The sequence below is a fragment of the Streptomyces deccanensis genome (assembly GCF_022385335.1).
GTDB classification, from domain to species: Bacteria; Actinomycetota; Actinomycetes; order Streptomycetales; family Streptomycetaceae; genus Streptomyces; species Streptomyces deccanensis.
On sequence record NZ_CP092431.1, the window covers coordinates 9,624,964 to 9,639,250 of the forward strand.

The following is a 14,287-nucleotide window of genomic DNA, read 5'->3' on the forward strand; positions in this document are numbered from 1 at the left end:
GCTGAAGTTGCTCACAGTGAAACTATACGCGCAGTAAACAACACACTTGCAAGTAACCGCCCCGAAATGAAGTTCCCCAAGTTGCGCGGTTCGCAACCTGGTGCGTATAGCGCGACCGGGTCTAGCATGCCTCGCATATCTACGGCGCGAGCGAGACGAGGCACCATGGCCCCTGTGCAGTACGACTTCGTCATCGTCGGTGGTGGTTCCGCGGGCAGTGCACTGGCAAACAGGCTGTCCGCCGACCCGGCGAACCGAGTGCTGGTCCTGGAGGCGGGCCGGACGGACTTCCCGTGGGACGTCTTCATCCACATGCCCGCGGCGCTGACGTACCCGATCGGCAGCCGCTTCTACGACTGGAAGTACGAGTCCGAGCCCGAGCCCCACATGGGCGGCCGCCGCGTCTACCACGCGCGCGGCAAGGTGCTGGGCGGCTCCAGCAGCATCAACGGCATGATCTTCCAGCGCGGCAACCCCATGGACTACGAGCGCTGGGCGGCCGACCCGGGCATGGAGACCTGGGACTACGCGCACTGTCTGCCCTACTTCCGGCGCATGGAGAACTGTCTCGCGGCCGACCCCGACGACGAGTTCCGCGGCCACGACGGCCCCCTCGTCCTGGAGCGCGGCCCGGCGACCAACCCCCTCTTCGGCGCCTTCCTGAAAGCCACCGAGGAGGCGGGCTACGCCCCCACCGACGACGTCAACGGCTACAGACAGGAAGGCTTCGCCAAGTTCGACCGGAACGTCCACCGAGGTCGTCGGCTCTCGGCCTCGAAGGCCTATCTGAAGCCCGTCCGCAGACGTCCCAACCTCACGGTCACCACCCGCGCCCTCGTCACCCGCGTCCTCTTCGAGGGCAAGAAGGCCGTCGGCGTCGAGTACCAGCGCGGCAAGGGCGCCCCCCAGCAGGTCCGCGCCAAGGAGGTCATCCTCTGCGGCGGCGCGATCAACTCCCCGCAGCTCCTCCAGCTCTCCGGCGTGGGCAACGCCGCCGAACTCCGCGCGCTGGGCATCGACGTCGTCCACGACCTCCCGGGCGTCGGCGAGAACATGCAGGACCACCTGGAGGTCTACATCCAGTACGCCTGCACGCAGCCCGTCTCCATGCAGCCGTACCTGGCGAAGTGGCGCGCGCCCTTCATCGGGCTCCAGTGGCTCTTCCGCAAGGGCCCGGCCGCGACCAACCACTTCGAGGCCGGCGGGTTCGCCCGCAGCAACGACGACGTCGACTACCCCAACCTGATGTTCCACTTCCTGCCGATCGCGGTCCGCTACGACGGCTCGGTGCCGGCCGGCGGCCACGGCTACCAGGTGCACGTCGGACCCATGTACTCGGACGCCATCGGCTCGGTGAAGATCAAGAGCAAGGACCCGCGGCAGCACCCCGCCCTGCGCTTCAACTACCTCTCCACCGAGCAGGACCGCCGCGAGTGGGTCGAGGCGATCCGGGTGGCGCGCAAGGTCCTCAACCAGCCCGCGCTCGCCCCCTACAACGGCGGTGAGATCTCGCCCGGACCGTCCGTCGAGTCGGACGAGGAGATCCTCGCCTGGGTCGCCAAGGACGGCGAGACCGCCCTGCACCCGTCCTGCACCTGCAAGATGGGCACCGACGAGATGTCCGTCGTCGACCCCACCAGCATGCGCGTGCACGGCGTCGACGGTCTGCGCGTGGTGGACGCCTCCGTCATGCCCTACGTCACCAACGGCAACATCTACGCGCCGGTGATGATGATCGCCGAGAAGGCCGCCGACCTGATCCTCGGCAAGGAGCCGCTGCCGGCGTCGAAGGCCGCGTACTACCGCCACCGCGACGTCCAGAAGCAGGCGGACTAGACCTTGGGCACCGGAGGGCTCCGCGCACTGCTGAGAACCGTCCGCTACGAGGTGCTGCCGGCGAAGGCCACCGAGGAGAAGGTCCTCGCCCATGTCCCGCGCGACGTCGTCGTCACCGTCACGGCGTCGCCGGTCAAGGGCCTGGAACCGACCCTCGACCTCGCCGGCAGGCTCGCCGCGCACGGCTACCGTGTCGTCCCGCACGTCCCGGCCCGCCTGCTGCGGGACGACCTGCACCTGAAGGAGGTCGTCGACCGGCTGCGCGAGGCCGGCGTGGACGACGTGTTCGTCCCGGCGGGGGACGCCGACCCGCCGGCCGGGTCCTACGACGGGGCGCTGCCCGTGCTCCGGCGGCTGAGCGAGCTGGGCCGCCCCTTCGCCCGGGTCGGCGTCACCGGCTATCCCGAGAGCCATCCGCTCATCCACGACGACGTCACCGTCCAGGCGATGTGGGACAAGCGCGAGCACGCCACGTACGTCGTGAGCAACCTCTGCTTCGACCCGCGGGTGCTGGGGGACTGGCTCGTGCGGGTACGGCGCCGGGGCGTGACCCTGCCCGTGCATGTGGGCGTCGCGGGGCCCGTGCAGCGGACGAAGCTGCTGGCCATGGCGACGAAGATCGGGGTGGGGGAGTCGACCCGCTTCCTCACCCAGCACGCCTCGTGGTTCGTGCGCTTCGCCGCGCCCGGCGGCTACTCGCCCGAGAAACTGCTCACCCGCACGGAGAGCGCCCTCACCGACCCCGCGTCCGGGGTCGCGGGCCTGCACCTGTTCACCTTCAACCAGATCGCGGAGACGGAGAGCTGGCGGCGGGCCCTGCTGGACCGGCTGGAGGGCTGAGCGTCCCTCCCGCATGCCGAACGCCGAACGCGGAACGCCGAACGCCGGACGGGCTGGGAGCCCGTCCGGCGTTCGTGTCGTGCCGTGTCGTACCCGTCGTTCGTATACGGAGGCCGTTCCGCTCAGCGGAAGACGACCGTGCGGTTGCCCTCGACCATCACCCGGCTCTCGCTGTGCCACTTCACCGCGTGCGCGAGCACCTGGGCCTCCACGTCCCGGCCGACCGTGACCAGTTCGCCGGGATCCAGCGAGTGGTCCACCCGCACCACGTCCTGCTCGATGATCTGCCCCTCGTCCAGGTCCGACGTCACGTAGTGCGCCGTCGCGCCGACGAGCTTCACCCCGCGGTCGTAGGCCTGGTCGTAGGGGCGCGCGCCCTTGAAGCTGGGCAGGAAGGAGTGGTGGATGTTGATGGCGCGACCCTCCAGCTCCTTGCACAGGTCGTCGGAGAGGATCTGCATGTAGCGGGCCAGGACGACCAGGTCGACGTCCAGCTCACGGACGAGTTCGAGCAGCCGCGCCTCGGCCTCGGGCTTGGTCTCCCGGGTCACCGGCACATGGTGGAAGGGGATGTCGTACGTCTCCGCGAGCTTCTCGAACTCCCGGTGGTTGGAGACGATCGCGGGGATCTCGATGTTGAGCGCGCCCGCCCGCTGCCGGAAGAGAAGGTCGTTCAGGCAGTGCCCGAACTTGGACACCATGATCAGGGTCCGGGTCGGCGTGGCGGCGTCGCTGAGGGACCACGAGATGCCGTAGGCCTGGGCGACGGGACCGAAGCGGTAACGCAGGCCGTCCAGGTCGACGTTCGGGTCGGAGACGTCGAAGTGGACGCGCATGAAGAAGCGGCCCTGAAGTCGGTCGTCGAACTGCTGGCTTTCCAGGATGTTTCCGGAGTTCCTGACGAGATAGCCGCTCACGGCGTGGACCAGCCCGGCACTGTCGGGGCAGGAAAGGGTCAGGACGAACTCACGGCCAGGCTGCGGGCGGGGGAACCTCATGGACACGGTGGCCTCCGTTGGTGCGTATTGCACAACAAGGTGAGCGATACGCAACATGGTCGGCTCGACGTCGCTTGTGGTCAAGGGTGGACGGGCAAGCGATCGCATGGCCAAATCGTCATCGGCGAACATCTTGACGTCCGTCTGGCCAGGCGACAGGGTGTTCCATCACAAGCAATCGGGTGCACGATGCGCAACGAATTTCAGTCGGAAGGCTCGGCGCGTGGCAGACCTGTATGTGAATGGCGAATGGCGGTCTCCGGTGGCCGGCGGCCACCGGGAGATCCGATGTCCCGCTGACGGCACGTTCACGGCGACCGTCTCGGAAGGCACGCGCCCCGACACCGAGGCGGCGATCGCCGCGGCCCGGGAGGCCTTCGACAGCGGCCCCTGGCCGCACACCCCCGAGCGGGAGCGCGGCGCCCTGCTGCTGCGCACCGCCGACCTCATCGAGCGCGACACCAAGAGCTTCGCCCGCGCGGAGTCCCTCGACACCGGCAAGCGCGTCGTGGAGAGCGAGTACGACATCGCCGACGTCGTCTCCTGCTTCCGCTACTACGGCGGACTCGCCGGCACCGACGCAGGCCGGGTGATCGACACCGGCCGCGACGACGCCGTCAGCCGCGTCGTCCACGAGCCGGTCGGGGTGTGCGCACTGATCACCCCCTGGAACTACCCGCTGCTGCAAGCCAGTTGGAAGGTCGCCCCGGCGCTCCTGGCCGGCAACACGATCGTCCTCAAGCCCAGCGAACTCACCCCCTCCACCTCGATCCTGCTGATGCGGGCTCTGGAGGAGGCCGGACTGCCGGCCGGCGCCGCCAACCTCGTGCTGGGCGCCGGCCCCGAGGTGGGCGCCCCGCTCTCCGAGGACCCCCGCGTCGACATGGTCTCCTTCACCGGCGGCCTGGACACCGGCCGACGCATCATGGCCACCGCCGCCGCGACCGTGAAGAAGGTCGCGCTGGAACTGGGCGGCAAGAACCCCAACGTCGTCTTCGCCGACGCCGACTTCGAGACGGCCGTGGACTTCGCCCTCACCGCCGTCTTCCTGCACTCCGGCCAGGTGTGCTCGGCCGGCGCCCGGCTGATCGTCGAGGACTCCCTGCACGACCGCTTCGTCGACGAGGTCGTCCGCCGCGCCCGGCTCATCCGGCTCGGCGGCCCCTACGACGCCGAGGCCGAGACCGGGGCACTGATCTCCGCACAGCACCGGGAGAAGGTCGAGGCGTACGTCGCCTCGGGCCTCGCCGAGGGAGCCGTCCTTCGATGCGGCGGCGCCCGCCCCGACGACCCCGCGCTGGCGGACGGCCACTACTACCTGCCCACCGTCCTCGACGAGTGCCGGCAGGACATGCGCGTGGTGCACGAGGAGTCCTTCGGGCCCGTCCTCACGGTGGAGCGCTTCACCGACGAGGACGACGCCGTACGCATCGCCAACGACACCGAGTACGGGCTGGCCGGGGCCGTGTGGACGCAGGACGCGGGCAAGGCGCAGCGGGTCGCCCGGCGGCTGCGCCACGGCACCGTGTGGATCAACGACTACCACCCCTATGTGCCGCAAGCGGAATGGGGCGGTTTCGGGCATTCGGGTGTGGGCCGGGAGTTGGGACCGACCGGCCTGAACGAGTACCGAGAGCCCAAACACATCTGGCAGAACATCCAACCCCGGCCGCAGCGCTGGTTCAGCGGCTGAACGCCGAAAGAAGGTCGAACATGACCACCCAGACCGAGGTGTCGCAGCGGCGCGGCACGCCCCAGGACTCGGGTCCCACCCCGGTCATCTCCGTGCGCAGGCTGTGGAAGGTGTTCGGGCCGAAGGCCGACCGGGTGCCGGAGTCAGAGGAACTGTGCGGGCTCACCCGTCGTGAACTGATGGACCGCACCGGCTGCACCGCCGCCGTGCGGGACGTGAACTTCGACGTCTCGCCCGGCGAGGTCTTCGTCGTCATGGGCCTGTCCGGCTCCGGCAAGTCGACCCTCGTGCGCTGTCTGACCCGGCTGATCGAACCCACCGCGGGCGAGGTCGTCTTCGAGGGCGAGGACATCCGCCAGGCCGACGACAGACGCCTGCGCGAGCTGCGCCGCCGCAAGTTCTCCATGGTCTTCCAGCACTTCGGGCTGCTGCCCCACCGCCGGGTCGTCGACAACGTGGCCTTCGGGCTGGAGATCCGCGGCATGGGCCGGGCCGAGCGCCTCAAGCGGGCCCAGGAGGTCGTCGAGCTGGTCGGCCTCGCCGGCTACGAGAAGTCCTACCCCGACCAGCTCTCCGGCGGCATGCAGCAGCGGGTCGGACTGGCCCGCGCGCTGGCCGGCGACCCGGACGTGCTCTTCTTCGACGAGCCGTTCTCCGCGCTCGACCCGCTGATCCGCCGCGACATGCAGAACGAGGTCATCCGGCTGCACCACGAGGTCGGCAAGACGATGGTCTTCATCACCCACGACCTCTCCGAGGCCCTCAAGCTGGGCGACCGCATCCTGATCATGCGCGACGGCAAGATGGTCCAGTGCGGCACCGGCGACGAACTGGTCGGCGCCCCGGCCGACGACTACGTGCGCGAGTTCGTCAAGGACGTCCCGCGCGGCGACGTGCTCACCCTGCGGTGGATCATGCGGTCCCTGGAGGACGGCGACGCCCTGGACGGCCCCGAGCTGGGACCGGACGTCGTGGTCAAGGAAGCCACCCGGGCCGTGCTCGCCGCCGACAAGCCGGTGAAGGTCGTCGAGAACGGCAAACTGCTCGGCATCGTCGGCGACGAGGAGATCCTCGCCGTGGTCGCCGGAGAGGAAGGCGGCGCGCGATGACCGTCGTCGTGGAGAAGACCGAACCGCCCGGCAGACCCGCGAAGACCCTGCCCCCCGAGGAGCCCGCCCCGACCCGGGAGCCCCGCCGGGTCGGCCGGTCCATGGTGGTCGGCGCGATCCTGCTCGTCTGGCTGGTGCTCTTCGCCGTCCTGCGCGGCAGGCAGACCCTCGCCCTCGGGGCGGCGGACCTGACCGATCTGCACCGGTGGTTCAACGACGTCAACGACTCGATCGGCGCCAACCGCAACTCCAACCCGCTGTTCCTGTACTTCTTCAACGAGATCCGGCTGGTCATCGACACCCTGGTGACCTTCGTGCAGGAGCTGATCTCCCAGCCCTCCGCCGACCGGCCCCTCCCGCAGATCGGCTGGCTCGGCGTCGTCGGCATCGCGGGCTATGTCTCCTGGGCGTTCGGCAACTGGCGGGTCGCGCTGCTGGCGGTGGCCGGCTTCACCTTCCTGGGCCTGCAGGGCCTGTGGCAGGAGAGCATGGACACTCTGGCGCTCACCCTCTCCGCGGTGTTCGTGGCGCTGCTGTTCGCGATCCCGCTGGGCGTGTGGGCGGGGCTCTCCGACCGGGTCAACCGGATCATCACGCCCCTGCTGGACTTCATGCAGACGATGCCGACCTTCGTCTATCTGGCCCCGCTGACGCTGTTCTTCCTCATCGGCGGAGCCTCCGCCACCATCGCCACCGTGATCTACGCGGCGCCCCCGGCGATCCGTATCACCGCGCACGCCATCCGGACCGTGCCGGAGACGACGGTGGAGGCGGCCGACTCGCTCGGGGCGACGCGCCGCCAGTCCCTGCTGAAGGTCCTGCTGCCGATGTCCAAGCGGACGGTGGTGATGGGCGTCAACCAGACCATCATGGCCGCCCTGGCCATGGTGACCATCGCGGCCCTCATCGACGCGCCCGGCCTCGGCAAGACCGTCGTCCAGGCGCTCCAGTCGCTCGACGTCGGCACCGCCTTCAACGCGGGCCTGTCCATCGTCGTCATGGCGATCGTCCTCGACCGGGTCACCACCGCGGCCAGCGCACGCGAGGAGGAGGCCCGGCGCTCCAAGAACCGGTTCCTCGCCTGGCGGCGGCCGCTGCTCGGCGCGGGCGCGGTCCTCACGGCCGTCCTGGTCTTCATGTCGCACACCTATGTGTGGGCGGCGGAGTTCCCCGGCGAGGGCGGCATCGGCAGCTCCGTCGCGAGCGCGGCCGACACCACGACGACCTGGGTGCAGGACAACCTCTCGGGCGTCACCAACCTCGTCCGCGACCTCATCACCAACGGACTGCTCAACCCCTTCCAGTCGCTGCTCACCGACTCCCCGTGGTGGCTGGTCGGCGCCGTGCTGATCGCGCTCGGGGTCGTCCTCGGCGGCCCGCGGGCCGGCCTCACCACGGCGGTGTGCGTGGGGCTGCTGGTCGCGACCGGGATGTGGTCCGACAGCATGACGACGCTGGCGTCGACCGTGGTCGCCACCGTCCTCGTGATGCTGCTCGGCGTCGGCTTCGGCGTGTGGATGGGCCGCAGTCGGCTGGTGGACCGCATGCTGCGGCCCAGCCTGGACGCGGCACAGGTCATGCCGCCGTTCGTCTATCTGGTGCCGTTCCTCGCGCTCTTCGGCGCGACCCGCTTCACGGCGATCGTCGCCGCGATCGTCTACGCGGCCCCCGTCGCCATGAAGATCATCGCGGACGGGGTGCGCAACGTGCCCGCGGCGACCGTGGAGGCGGCCACCTCCGCCGGGTGCAACACCTGGCAGATCATCACCAAGGTCCAACTGCCGATGGCACGCGGCGCCCTGACTCTCGCGACGAACCAGGGTCTGATCTACGTGCTGTCGATGGTTGTCGTGGGCGGCCTGGTAGGCGCCGGCGCCCTCGGCTACGACGTCGTGGCCGGTTTCTCGCAGGGCCAACTGTTCGGGAAGGGGCTCGCCGCAGGGCTCGCCATCGTCCTTCTCGGAGTCATGTTCGACCGCATCACTCAGGCCGCGGCGCGGCGAACCAGCGCATAAGGAGCACTGACCATGGCAAGGCAAGCAAGACGATGGAGAGCCGGCGCGGCCGGTATCGCGGTCCTCGGTCTCACCCTCACCGCGTGCGGCGGTGCGAAGGTCGGTGAGGACTCCTCGGACGCGGGCGGCTCGGGCAGCTCCGCCAAGTGCGGCACCTTCAACATCGCGGTCAACCCGTGGGTCGGCTACGAGGCGAACGCGGCGGTCATCGCCTACGTCGCGGAGAACGACCTCGGCTGCAAGGTCACCAAGAAGGACCTGAAGGAGGAGATCGCCTGGCAGGGCTTCGGGACCGGTGAGGTGGACGCGGTCGTGGAGAACTGGGGCCACGACGACCTGAAGAAGAAGTACATCACCGACCAGAAGACCGCCGTGGACGCCGGCGCGACCGGCAACGAGGGCCTGATCGGCTGGTACGTGCCGCCGTGGCTCGCCAAGGCGCACCCGGACATCACCAACTGGGAGAACCTCAACAAGTACGCGGCGAAGTTCAAGACGTCCGAGTCCGGCGGCAAGGGCCAACTCCTCGACGGAGACCCGTCCTTCGTCACCAACGACGAGGCCCTCGTCAAGAACCTGGACCTGGACTACAAGGTCGTGTACGCGGGCAGCGAGACCGCCCTCATCCAGACCTTCCGCAAGGCGGAGAAGAACAAGGAATGGGTGATCGGGTACTTCTACGAGCCCCAGTGGTTCATGTCCGAGGTGCCGCTGGTCAAGGTGAAGCTGCCCGACTACAAGGCGGGCTGTGACGCCGACGCCGAGAAGGTCGCCTGCGACTACCCCGTCTACACCCTGGACAAGATCGTCAGCAAGAAGTTCGCCGACTCGGGCAGCCCGGCCTACGACCTGGTGAAGAACTTCAGCTGGACCAACGACGACCAGAACATCGTGGCGAAGTACATCGCCGTCGACAAGATGACCCCCGAGGCCGCGGCCAAGAAGTGGGTCGAGGCCAACCGCGTCAAGGTGGACGCCTGGCTCAAGTAGTACCGGCGACCGGACGCGGGAATCCGGTCGGAACACGCCCGGTGGGCGGTGCGCGAGGGTTGCGCGCCGCCCACCGGGCGTCTCCGTGTCCGGGCCCGTTATCCGGCCTGTTTTCCGAGGTCCCGGGACCCTTGACACCCACCAGCGCGGAAGGCACATTGAGTTGCGCAACCTGAATCGCGTTGCGTAAACAGCAACTCGATCAGCTCGACCGGTCAACAAGGCGGAGGTGCGGCGATGGCGGGACCCCGAGTGGTCATCATCGGAGCGGGAGTCGTGGGAGCGGCTCTCGCGGACGAGATCTCCGCGCGAGGCTGGACCGAGGTGACCGTGGTCGACCAGGGCCCGCTCCCCGCCACCGGGGGCTCCTCCTCACACGCCCCGGGCCTGGTCTTCCAGACGAACTCCTCCAAGACGATGACCGAGCTCGCCCGGTACACCGTCGAGAAGTTCTGCTCCCTCGACGTGGACGGCAAGCCCTGCTTCCTCCAGGTCGGCGGCCTCGAAGTGGCCACCACCCCCGAGCGCCTGACCGAACTGCGGCGCCGTCACGGCTGGATCACCGCCTGGGGCATCGAGTCCCGTCTGCTCACCGCGGACGAGTGCGTCGAGCGCCACCCGCTGGTCGACCGCGACAAGGTCCTCGGCGGCCTCCTGGTCCCCACCGACGGCCTCGCCAAGGCGGTCCTCGCCGTCGAGGCGCAGATCCGCCGGGCCACCGAGCGCGGCGTGACCTTCCTGGCCCGCCACGAGGTCCTCGACGTCCTCAAGGCCGACGGCGAGGTCACCGGCGTCCTCACCGACCAGGGCGAGATCCCCGCCGACATCGTCGTGTGCTGCGCCGGCATCTGGGGCCCGAGGATCGCCCGCATGGCCGGCATGAACCTCCCGCTGACCCCGCTCGCCCACCAGCTCGCCTGGACCGGCCCGATCCCGGCACTCGCCGGTCAGACCGAGGAGGCGATCCGGCCGATCCTGCGCCACCAGGACGCCGACCTCTACTACCGCGACCGCTTCGACGGCATCGGCATCGGTTACTACGGCCACCGCCCGATGCCCATCACCGCCGACGAGATCCTCTCCGTCGACGAGGCCGACGGCATGCCGTCGGTCCTGAAGTTCACCGAGGACGACTTCGCCGCCGCCTGGACCGAGACCCAGTCGCTGCTGCCCGCCACCAAGGAGGCGGACCTCGCGGAGGGCATCAACGGCCTGTTCTCCTTCACCACCGACAACTTCCCGCTGCTCGGCGAGTCCCCCGACGTCAAGGGCTTCTGGGTCGCCGAGGCCGTCTGGGTCACCCACTCCGCCGGAGTCGGCCGGGCCATGGCCGAATGGCTGGTCGACGGCCACTGCTCCTCCTTCGACCTCCACGAGTGCGACGTCAACCGCTTCGAGGCGCACCAGCTCGCCCCGGAGTACGTCCTGGCCCGCGACTGCCAGAACTTCGTCGAGGTCTACGACATCCTCCACCCCCTCCAGCCCTCCGGGGACCCGCGCCCCATCCGCACCAGCCCCTTCCACGCCCGCCAGCAGGAGCACGGCGCCTTCTTCCTGGAGGCGGGCGGCTGGGAGCGCCCGCAGTGGTACGAGGCCAACGCCGGCCTCGTCGAGGGCCGTTCCATCCCCACCCCGAACGACTGGGCCGCCCAGTACTGGTCGCCGATCGTCGGCGCCGAGGCCCAGGCCACCCGCGAGACCGTCGCGATGTACGACATGACGGCCCTCAAGCGCCTGGAGGTGAGCGGTCCCGGCGCCGCCGACCTCCTGGAACGCCTGTGCACCGGCAAGGTCGCCAAATCCGTCGGCTCGGTGACCTACACCCTCTTCCTCGACCACGACGGCGGCATCCGCAGCGACGTCACCGTCGCCCGCCTCGCCCGCGACACCTTCCAGATCGGCGCCAACGGCAACCTCGACCTGGACTGGATCACCCGCCACCTCCCCGCCGACGGCACGGTCCAGGTACGCGACATCACCCCCGGCACCTGCTGCGTCGGACTGTGGGGTCCGCTGGCCCGCAAGGTCCTCCAGCCCCTCACCGACGCCGACTTCTCGGCCGACGGCCTGAAGTACTTCCGCGCCAAGCACGCCTACATCGGCTCGGTGCCCGTCACCGCGATGCGCCTGAGCTACGTCGGCGAACTCGGCTGGGAGCTCTACACCACCGCCGACCAGGGCCAGAAGCTCTGGGACACCCTCTGGGCGGCCGCCGAACCGCTCGGCGGCGTCATCGCCGGCCGCGGCGCCTTCAACAGCCTCCGCCTGGAGAAGGGCTACCGCTCCTTCGGCACCGACATGACCTACGAGCACGACCCCTACGAGGCCGGCGTCGGCTTCGCCGTCAAGCTCGACAAGGCCGACTTCATCGGCAAGGACGCGCTGCTGCGCCGCAAGGAGAACGTCCGGCGCAAGCTGACCTGCCTCGTCGTCGACGACCCCCGCTCGGTCGTCATGGGCAAGGAACCGGTCCTCCACGGCGACCGCCCCGTCGGCTACGTCACCAGCGCCGCCTACGGCTACACCATCGGCAAGGGCATCGCCTACGCCTGGCTCCCGACGGAACTCACGGAACCCGGCACCGCGCTGCACATCGGCTACTTCGACCAGCGCGTCGAGGCCGTCGTCACCGAGGAACCCCTGTTCGACCCCACCATGTCCCGCCTCCGTGGCTGACACCCCGCCACGACCCAAGAGGGAAGGAACGCCGCCGGTGAACGCAACACTGCTCGACGGCAAGGCGACCGCCGCCGACATCCGCCGCGAACTCACGGAGCGCGTGGCCAAGTTGACCGCCACCGACGGCCGCCCGCCCGGCCTCGGCACCGTCCTGGTCGGCGAGGACCCAGGCAGCCACGCCTACGTCGCCGGCAAGCACCGCGACTGCGCCCAGGTCGGCATCGCCTCCATCCGCCGCGACCTGCCCGCCGACGCCACCCAGCAGCAGGTCGAGGACGTCATCGACGAGCTGAACGCCGACCCCGCCTGCACCGGCTACATCGTCCAGCTCCCCCTGCCGCGCCACCTCGACGCGAACGCCGTACTGGAACGCATGGACCCGGCCAAGGACGCCGACGGCCTGCACCCCGTCAACCTCGGCCGGCTCACCCTCGGCGTCGACGCCCCCCTGCCCTGCACCCCCCGCGGCATCGTCGAACTCCTGCGCCGCCACGAGGTGCCGCTCGCCGGCGCCCGGGTTTGCGTGGTGGGGCGGGGCATCACGGTCGGCCGTCCCATCGGCCTGCTGCTCACCCGCCGCTCCGAGAACGCCACCGTGACCCTGTGCCACACCGGCACCCAGGGCCTTGCCTGGCACACCCGCGAGGCCGACATCGTCATCGCGGCGGCCGGCTCACCCGGCCTGATCACCAAGGACATGCTGCGCCCCGGCGCGGCCGTCCTGGACGTCGGCATCACCCGCACCGACCAGGGCCTGGTCGGCGACATCCACCCGGACGCCGCCCAGGTCGCCGGCTGGATCGCGCCGATGCCCGGCGGAGTGGGCCCCATGACCCGCGCGATGTTGCTGGCCAACGTCGTCGAGGCCGCCGAGCGGAACGGAGACGTCCGATGAGCCCCCGCACCCCCGGTGCCGACCTGCCCGAGCACCCCGCATGGCTGTGGCGCGACCCCGAGCCGAAGAAGTCGTACGACGTGGTGATCGTCGGCGGCGGCGGACACGGCCTGGCCACCGCCCACTACCTGGCCCGGAACCACGGCATCACCAACGTCGCCGTGCTGGAGAAGGGCTGGCTCGGCGGCGGCAACATGGCCCGCAACACCACGATCATCCGCTCGAACTACCTGTGGGACGAGAGCGCCGGCATCTACGAGCACGCGCTCAAGCTCTGGGAGGGCCTGGAGGAGGAGCTCGACTACCCGATCCTCTTCTCCCAGCGCGGGGTGCTGAACCTCGCGCACAGCCTCCAGGACGTCCGCGACAGCGTGCGCCGTGTGGAGGCCAACCGCCTCAACGGCGTGGACGCGGAATGGCTCGACGCCGACGGCGTCAAGGACGTCTGCCCCATCGTCAACATCTCCCAGGACGTGCGCTACCCGGTCCTGGGCGCCACCTACCAGCCGCGCGCGGGCATCGCCAAGCACGACCACGTGGCCTGGGGCCTGGCCCGCTCCGCCGACGCGGCCGGTATCGACATCATCCAGAACTGCGAGGTCACCGGTCTCGACGTGGTCGACAACCGCGTCGTCGGCGTCCGCACCACCCGGGGCCGCATCGCGGCCGGCAAGGTCGCGCTCTGCTCGGCGGGCCACACCTCGGTCCTCGCCGCCATGGCGGGCATCCAACTGCCCGTCCAGAGCCACCCGTTGCAGGCCCTGGTCTCCGAACTCCTGGAACCGGTGCACCCCACGGTCGTGATGTCCAACGCCGTCCATGTGTACGTCAGCCAGGCGCACAAGGGCGAGCTGGTGATGGGGGCGGGCATCGACGCGTACAACTCGTACACCCAGCGCGGCGCCTTCCACATCATCGAGGAGCAGATGGCCGCGGCCCTGGAGCTCTTCCCCATCTTCGCCCGCGCGCACGTCCTGCGCACCTGGGGCGGCATCGTCGACGTCAGCCCCGACGCCTCGCCGATCGTAGGGCTCAGCCCCGTCGACAACCTCTACCTCAACTGCGGCTGGGGGACGGGCGGCTTCAAGGCCACCCCGGGCGTCGGCTGGGTCTACGCCCACACCATCGCCCACGACACCCCGCACGCCCTCAACGCCCCCTTCTCGCTCGACCGTTTCACCACCGGCGCGCTCGTCGACGAGCACGGCGCGGCCGCGGTGGCCCACTAGGGA

Annotated in this window: 10 protein-coding genes; 9 read left to right on the forward strand and 1 reads right to left on the reverse strand. The window is 69.8% G+C overall.

Annotated elements, in window-relative coordinates; genetic code table 11:
* The first annotated feature begins 165 nt into the window (after positions 1-165).
* Together betA and L3078_RS42310 are read left to right on the forward strand one after the other, a co-directional pair.
* Positions 166-1,836 carry a choline dehydrogenase gene (gene betA, locus L3078_RS42305; RefSeq protein WP_239759604.1) on the forward strand — a complete coding sequence of 557 codons (1,671 nt, stop codon included), beginning with the start codon at positions 166-168 and terminating at the stop codon, positions 1,834-1,836.
* Positions 1,837-1,839: 3 nt separating this feature from the next.
* On the forward strand, positions 1,840-2,676 hold the full coding sequence (locus tag L3078_RS42310; protein ID WP_239759605.1) for a methylenetetrahydrofolate reductase: 837 nt from the start codon (positions 1,840-1,842) through the stop codon (positions 2,674-2,676).
* A 122-nt stretch (positions 2,677-2,798) separates the two neighbouring features.
* On the opposite strand, the gene purU is transcribed toward L3078_RS42310, so the two are convergent.
* On the reverse strand, positions 2,799-3,674 hold the full coding sequence (purU, locus tag L3078_RS42315; protein ID WP_239759606.1) for a formyltetrahydrofolate deformylase: 876 nt from the start codon (positions 3,672-3,674) through the stop codon (positions 2,799-2,801).
* 223 nt (positions 3,675-3,897) lie between these two features.
* Between purU and L3078_RS42320 the strand changes: the two genes are divergently transcribed.
* The 7 genes from L3078_RS42320 to L3078_RS42350 all read left to right on the forward strand — a co-directional run bounded on the left by L3078_RS42320 (position 3,898) and on the right by L3078_RS42350 (position 14,284).
* Positions 3,898-5,367 carry an aldehyde dehydrogenase family protein gene (locus L3078_RS42320; RefSeq protein ID WP_239759607.1) on the forward strand — a complete coding sequence of 490 codons (1,470 nt, stop codon included), beginning with the start codon at positions 3,898-3,900 and terminating at the stop codon, positions 5,365-5,367.
* A 20-nt stretch (positions 5,368-5,387) separates the two neighbouring features.
* The gene (locus tag L3078_RS42325; protein WP_239759608.1) at positions 5,388-6,476 is read left to right on the forward strand and encodes a quaternary amine ABC transporter ATP-binding protein; all 1,089 of its coding nucleotides are present in this window, start codon (positions 5,388-5,390) and stop codon (positions 6,474-6,476) included.
* 488 nt (positions 6,477-6,964) lie between these two features.
* Positions 6,965-8,491 (forward strand): ABC transporter permease, encoded by a 1,527-nt coding sequence (locus L3078_RS42330; protein WP_420864203.1) that lies wholly within the window; start codon positions 6,965-6,967, stop codon positions 8,489-8,491.
* Between the two features lie 12 nt (positions 8,492-8,503).
* A complete protein-coding gene (locus L3078_RS42335; RefSeq protein ID WP_239759610.1) occupies positions 8,504-9,481 on the forward strand; it encodes an ABC transporter substrate-binding protein in 978 nt (325 codons plus the stop codon).
* Between the two features lie 237 nt (positions 9,482-9,718).
* Positions 9,719-12,157: a GcvT family protein gene (locus L3078_RS42340; RefSeq protein WP_239759611.1), complete on the forward strand. Its 2,439-nt coding sequence runs from the start codon at positions 9,719-9,721 to the stop codon at positions 12,155-12,157.
* A gap of 37 nt (positions 12,158-12,194) precedes the next feature.
* Complete coding sequence (locus L3078_RS42345) at positions 12,195-13,055, forward strand: bifunctional methylenetetrahydrofolate dehydrogenase/methenyltetrahydrofolate cyclohydrolase (protein ID WP_239759612.1); 861 nt, start codon at positions 12,195-12,197, stop codon at positions 13,053-13,055.
* Positions 13,052-14,284, forward strand: a complete 1,233-nt coding sequence (locus L3078_RS42350; RefSeq protein WP_239759613.1) for a sarcosine oxidase subunit beta family protein — start codon at positions 13,052-13,054, stop codon at positions 14,282-14,284. Before L3078_RS42345 ends, L3078_RS42350 begins: the two co-directional genes overlap by 4 nt.
* Positions 14,285-14,287 lie beyond the last annotated feature (3 nt).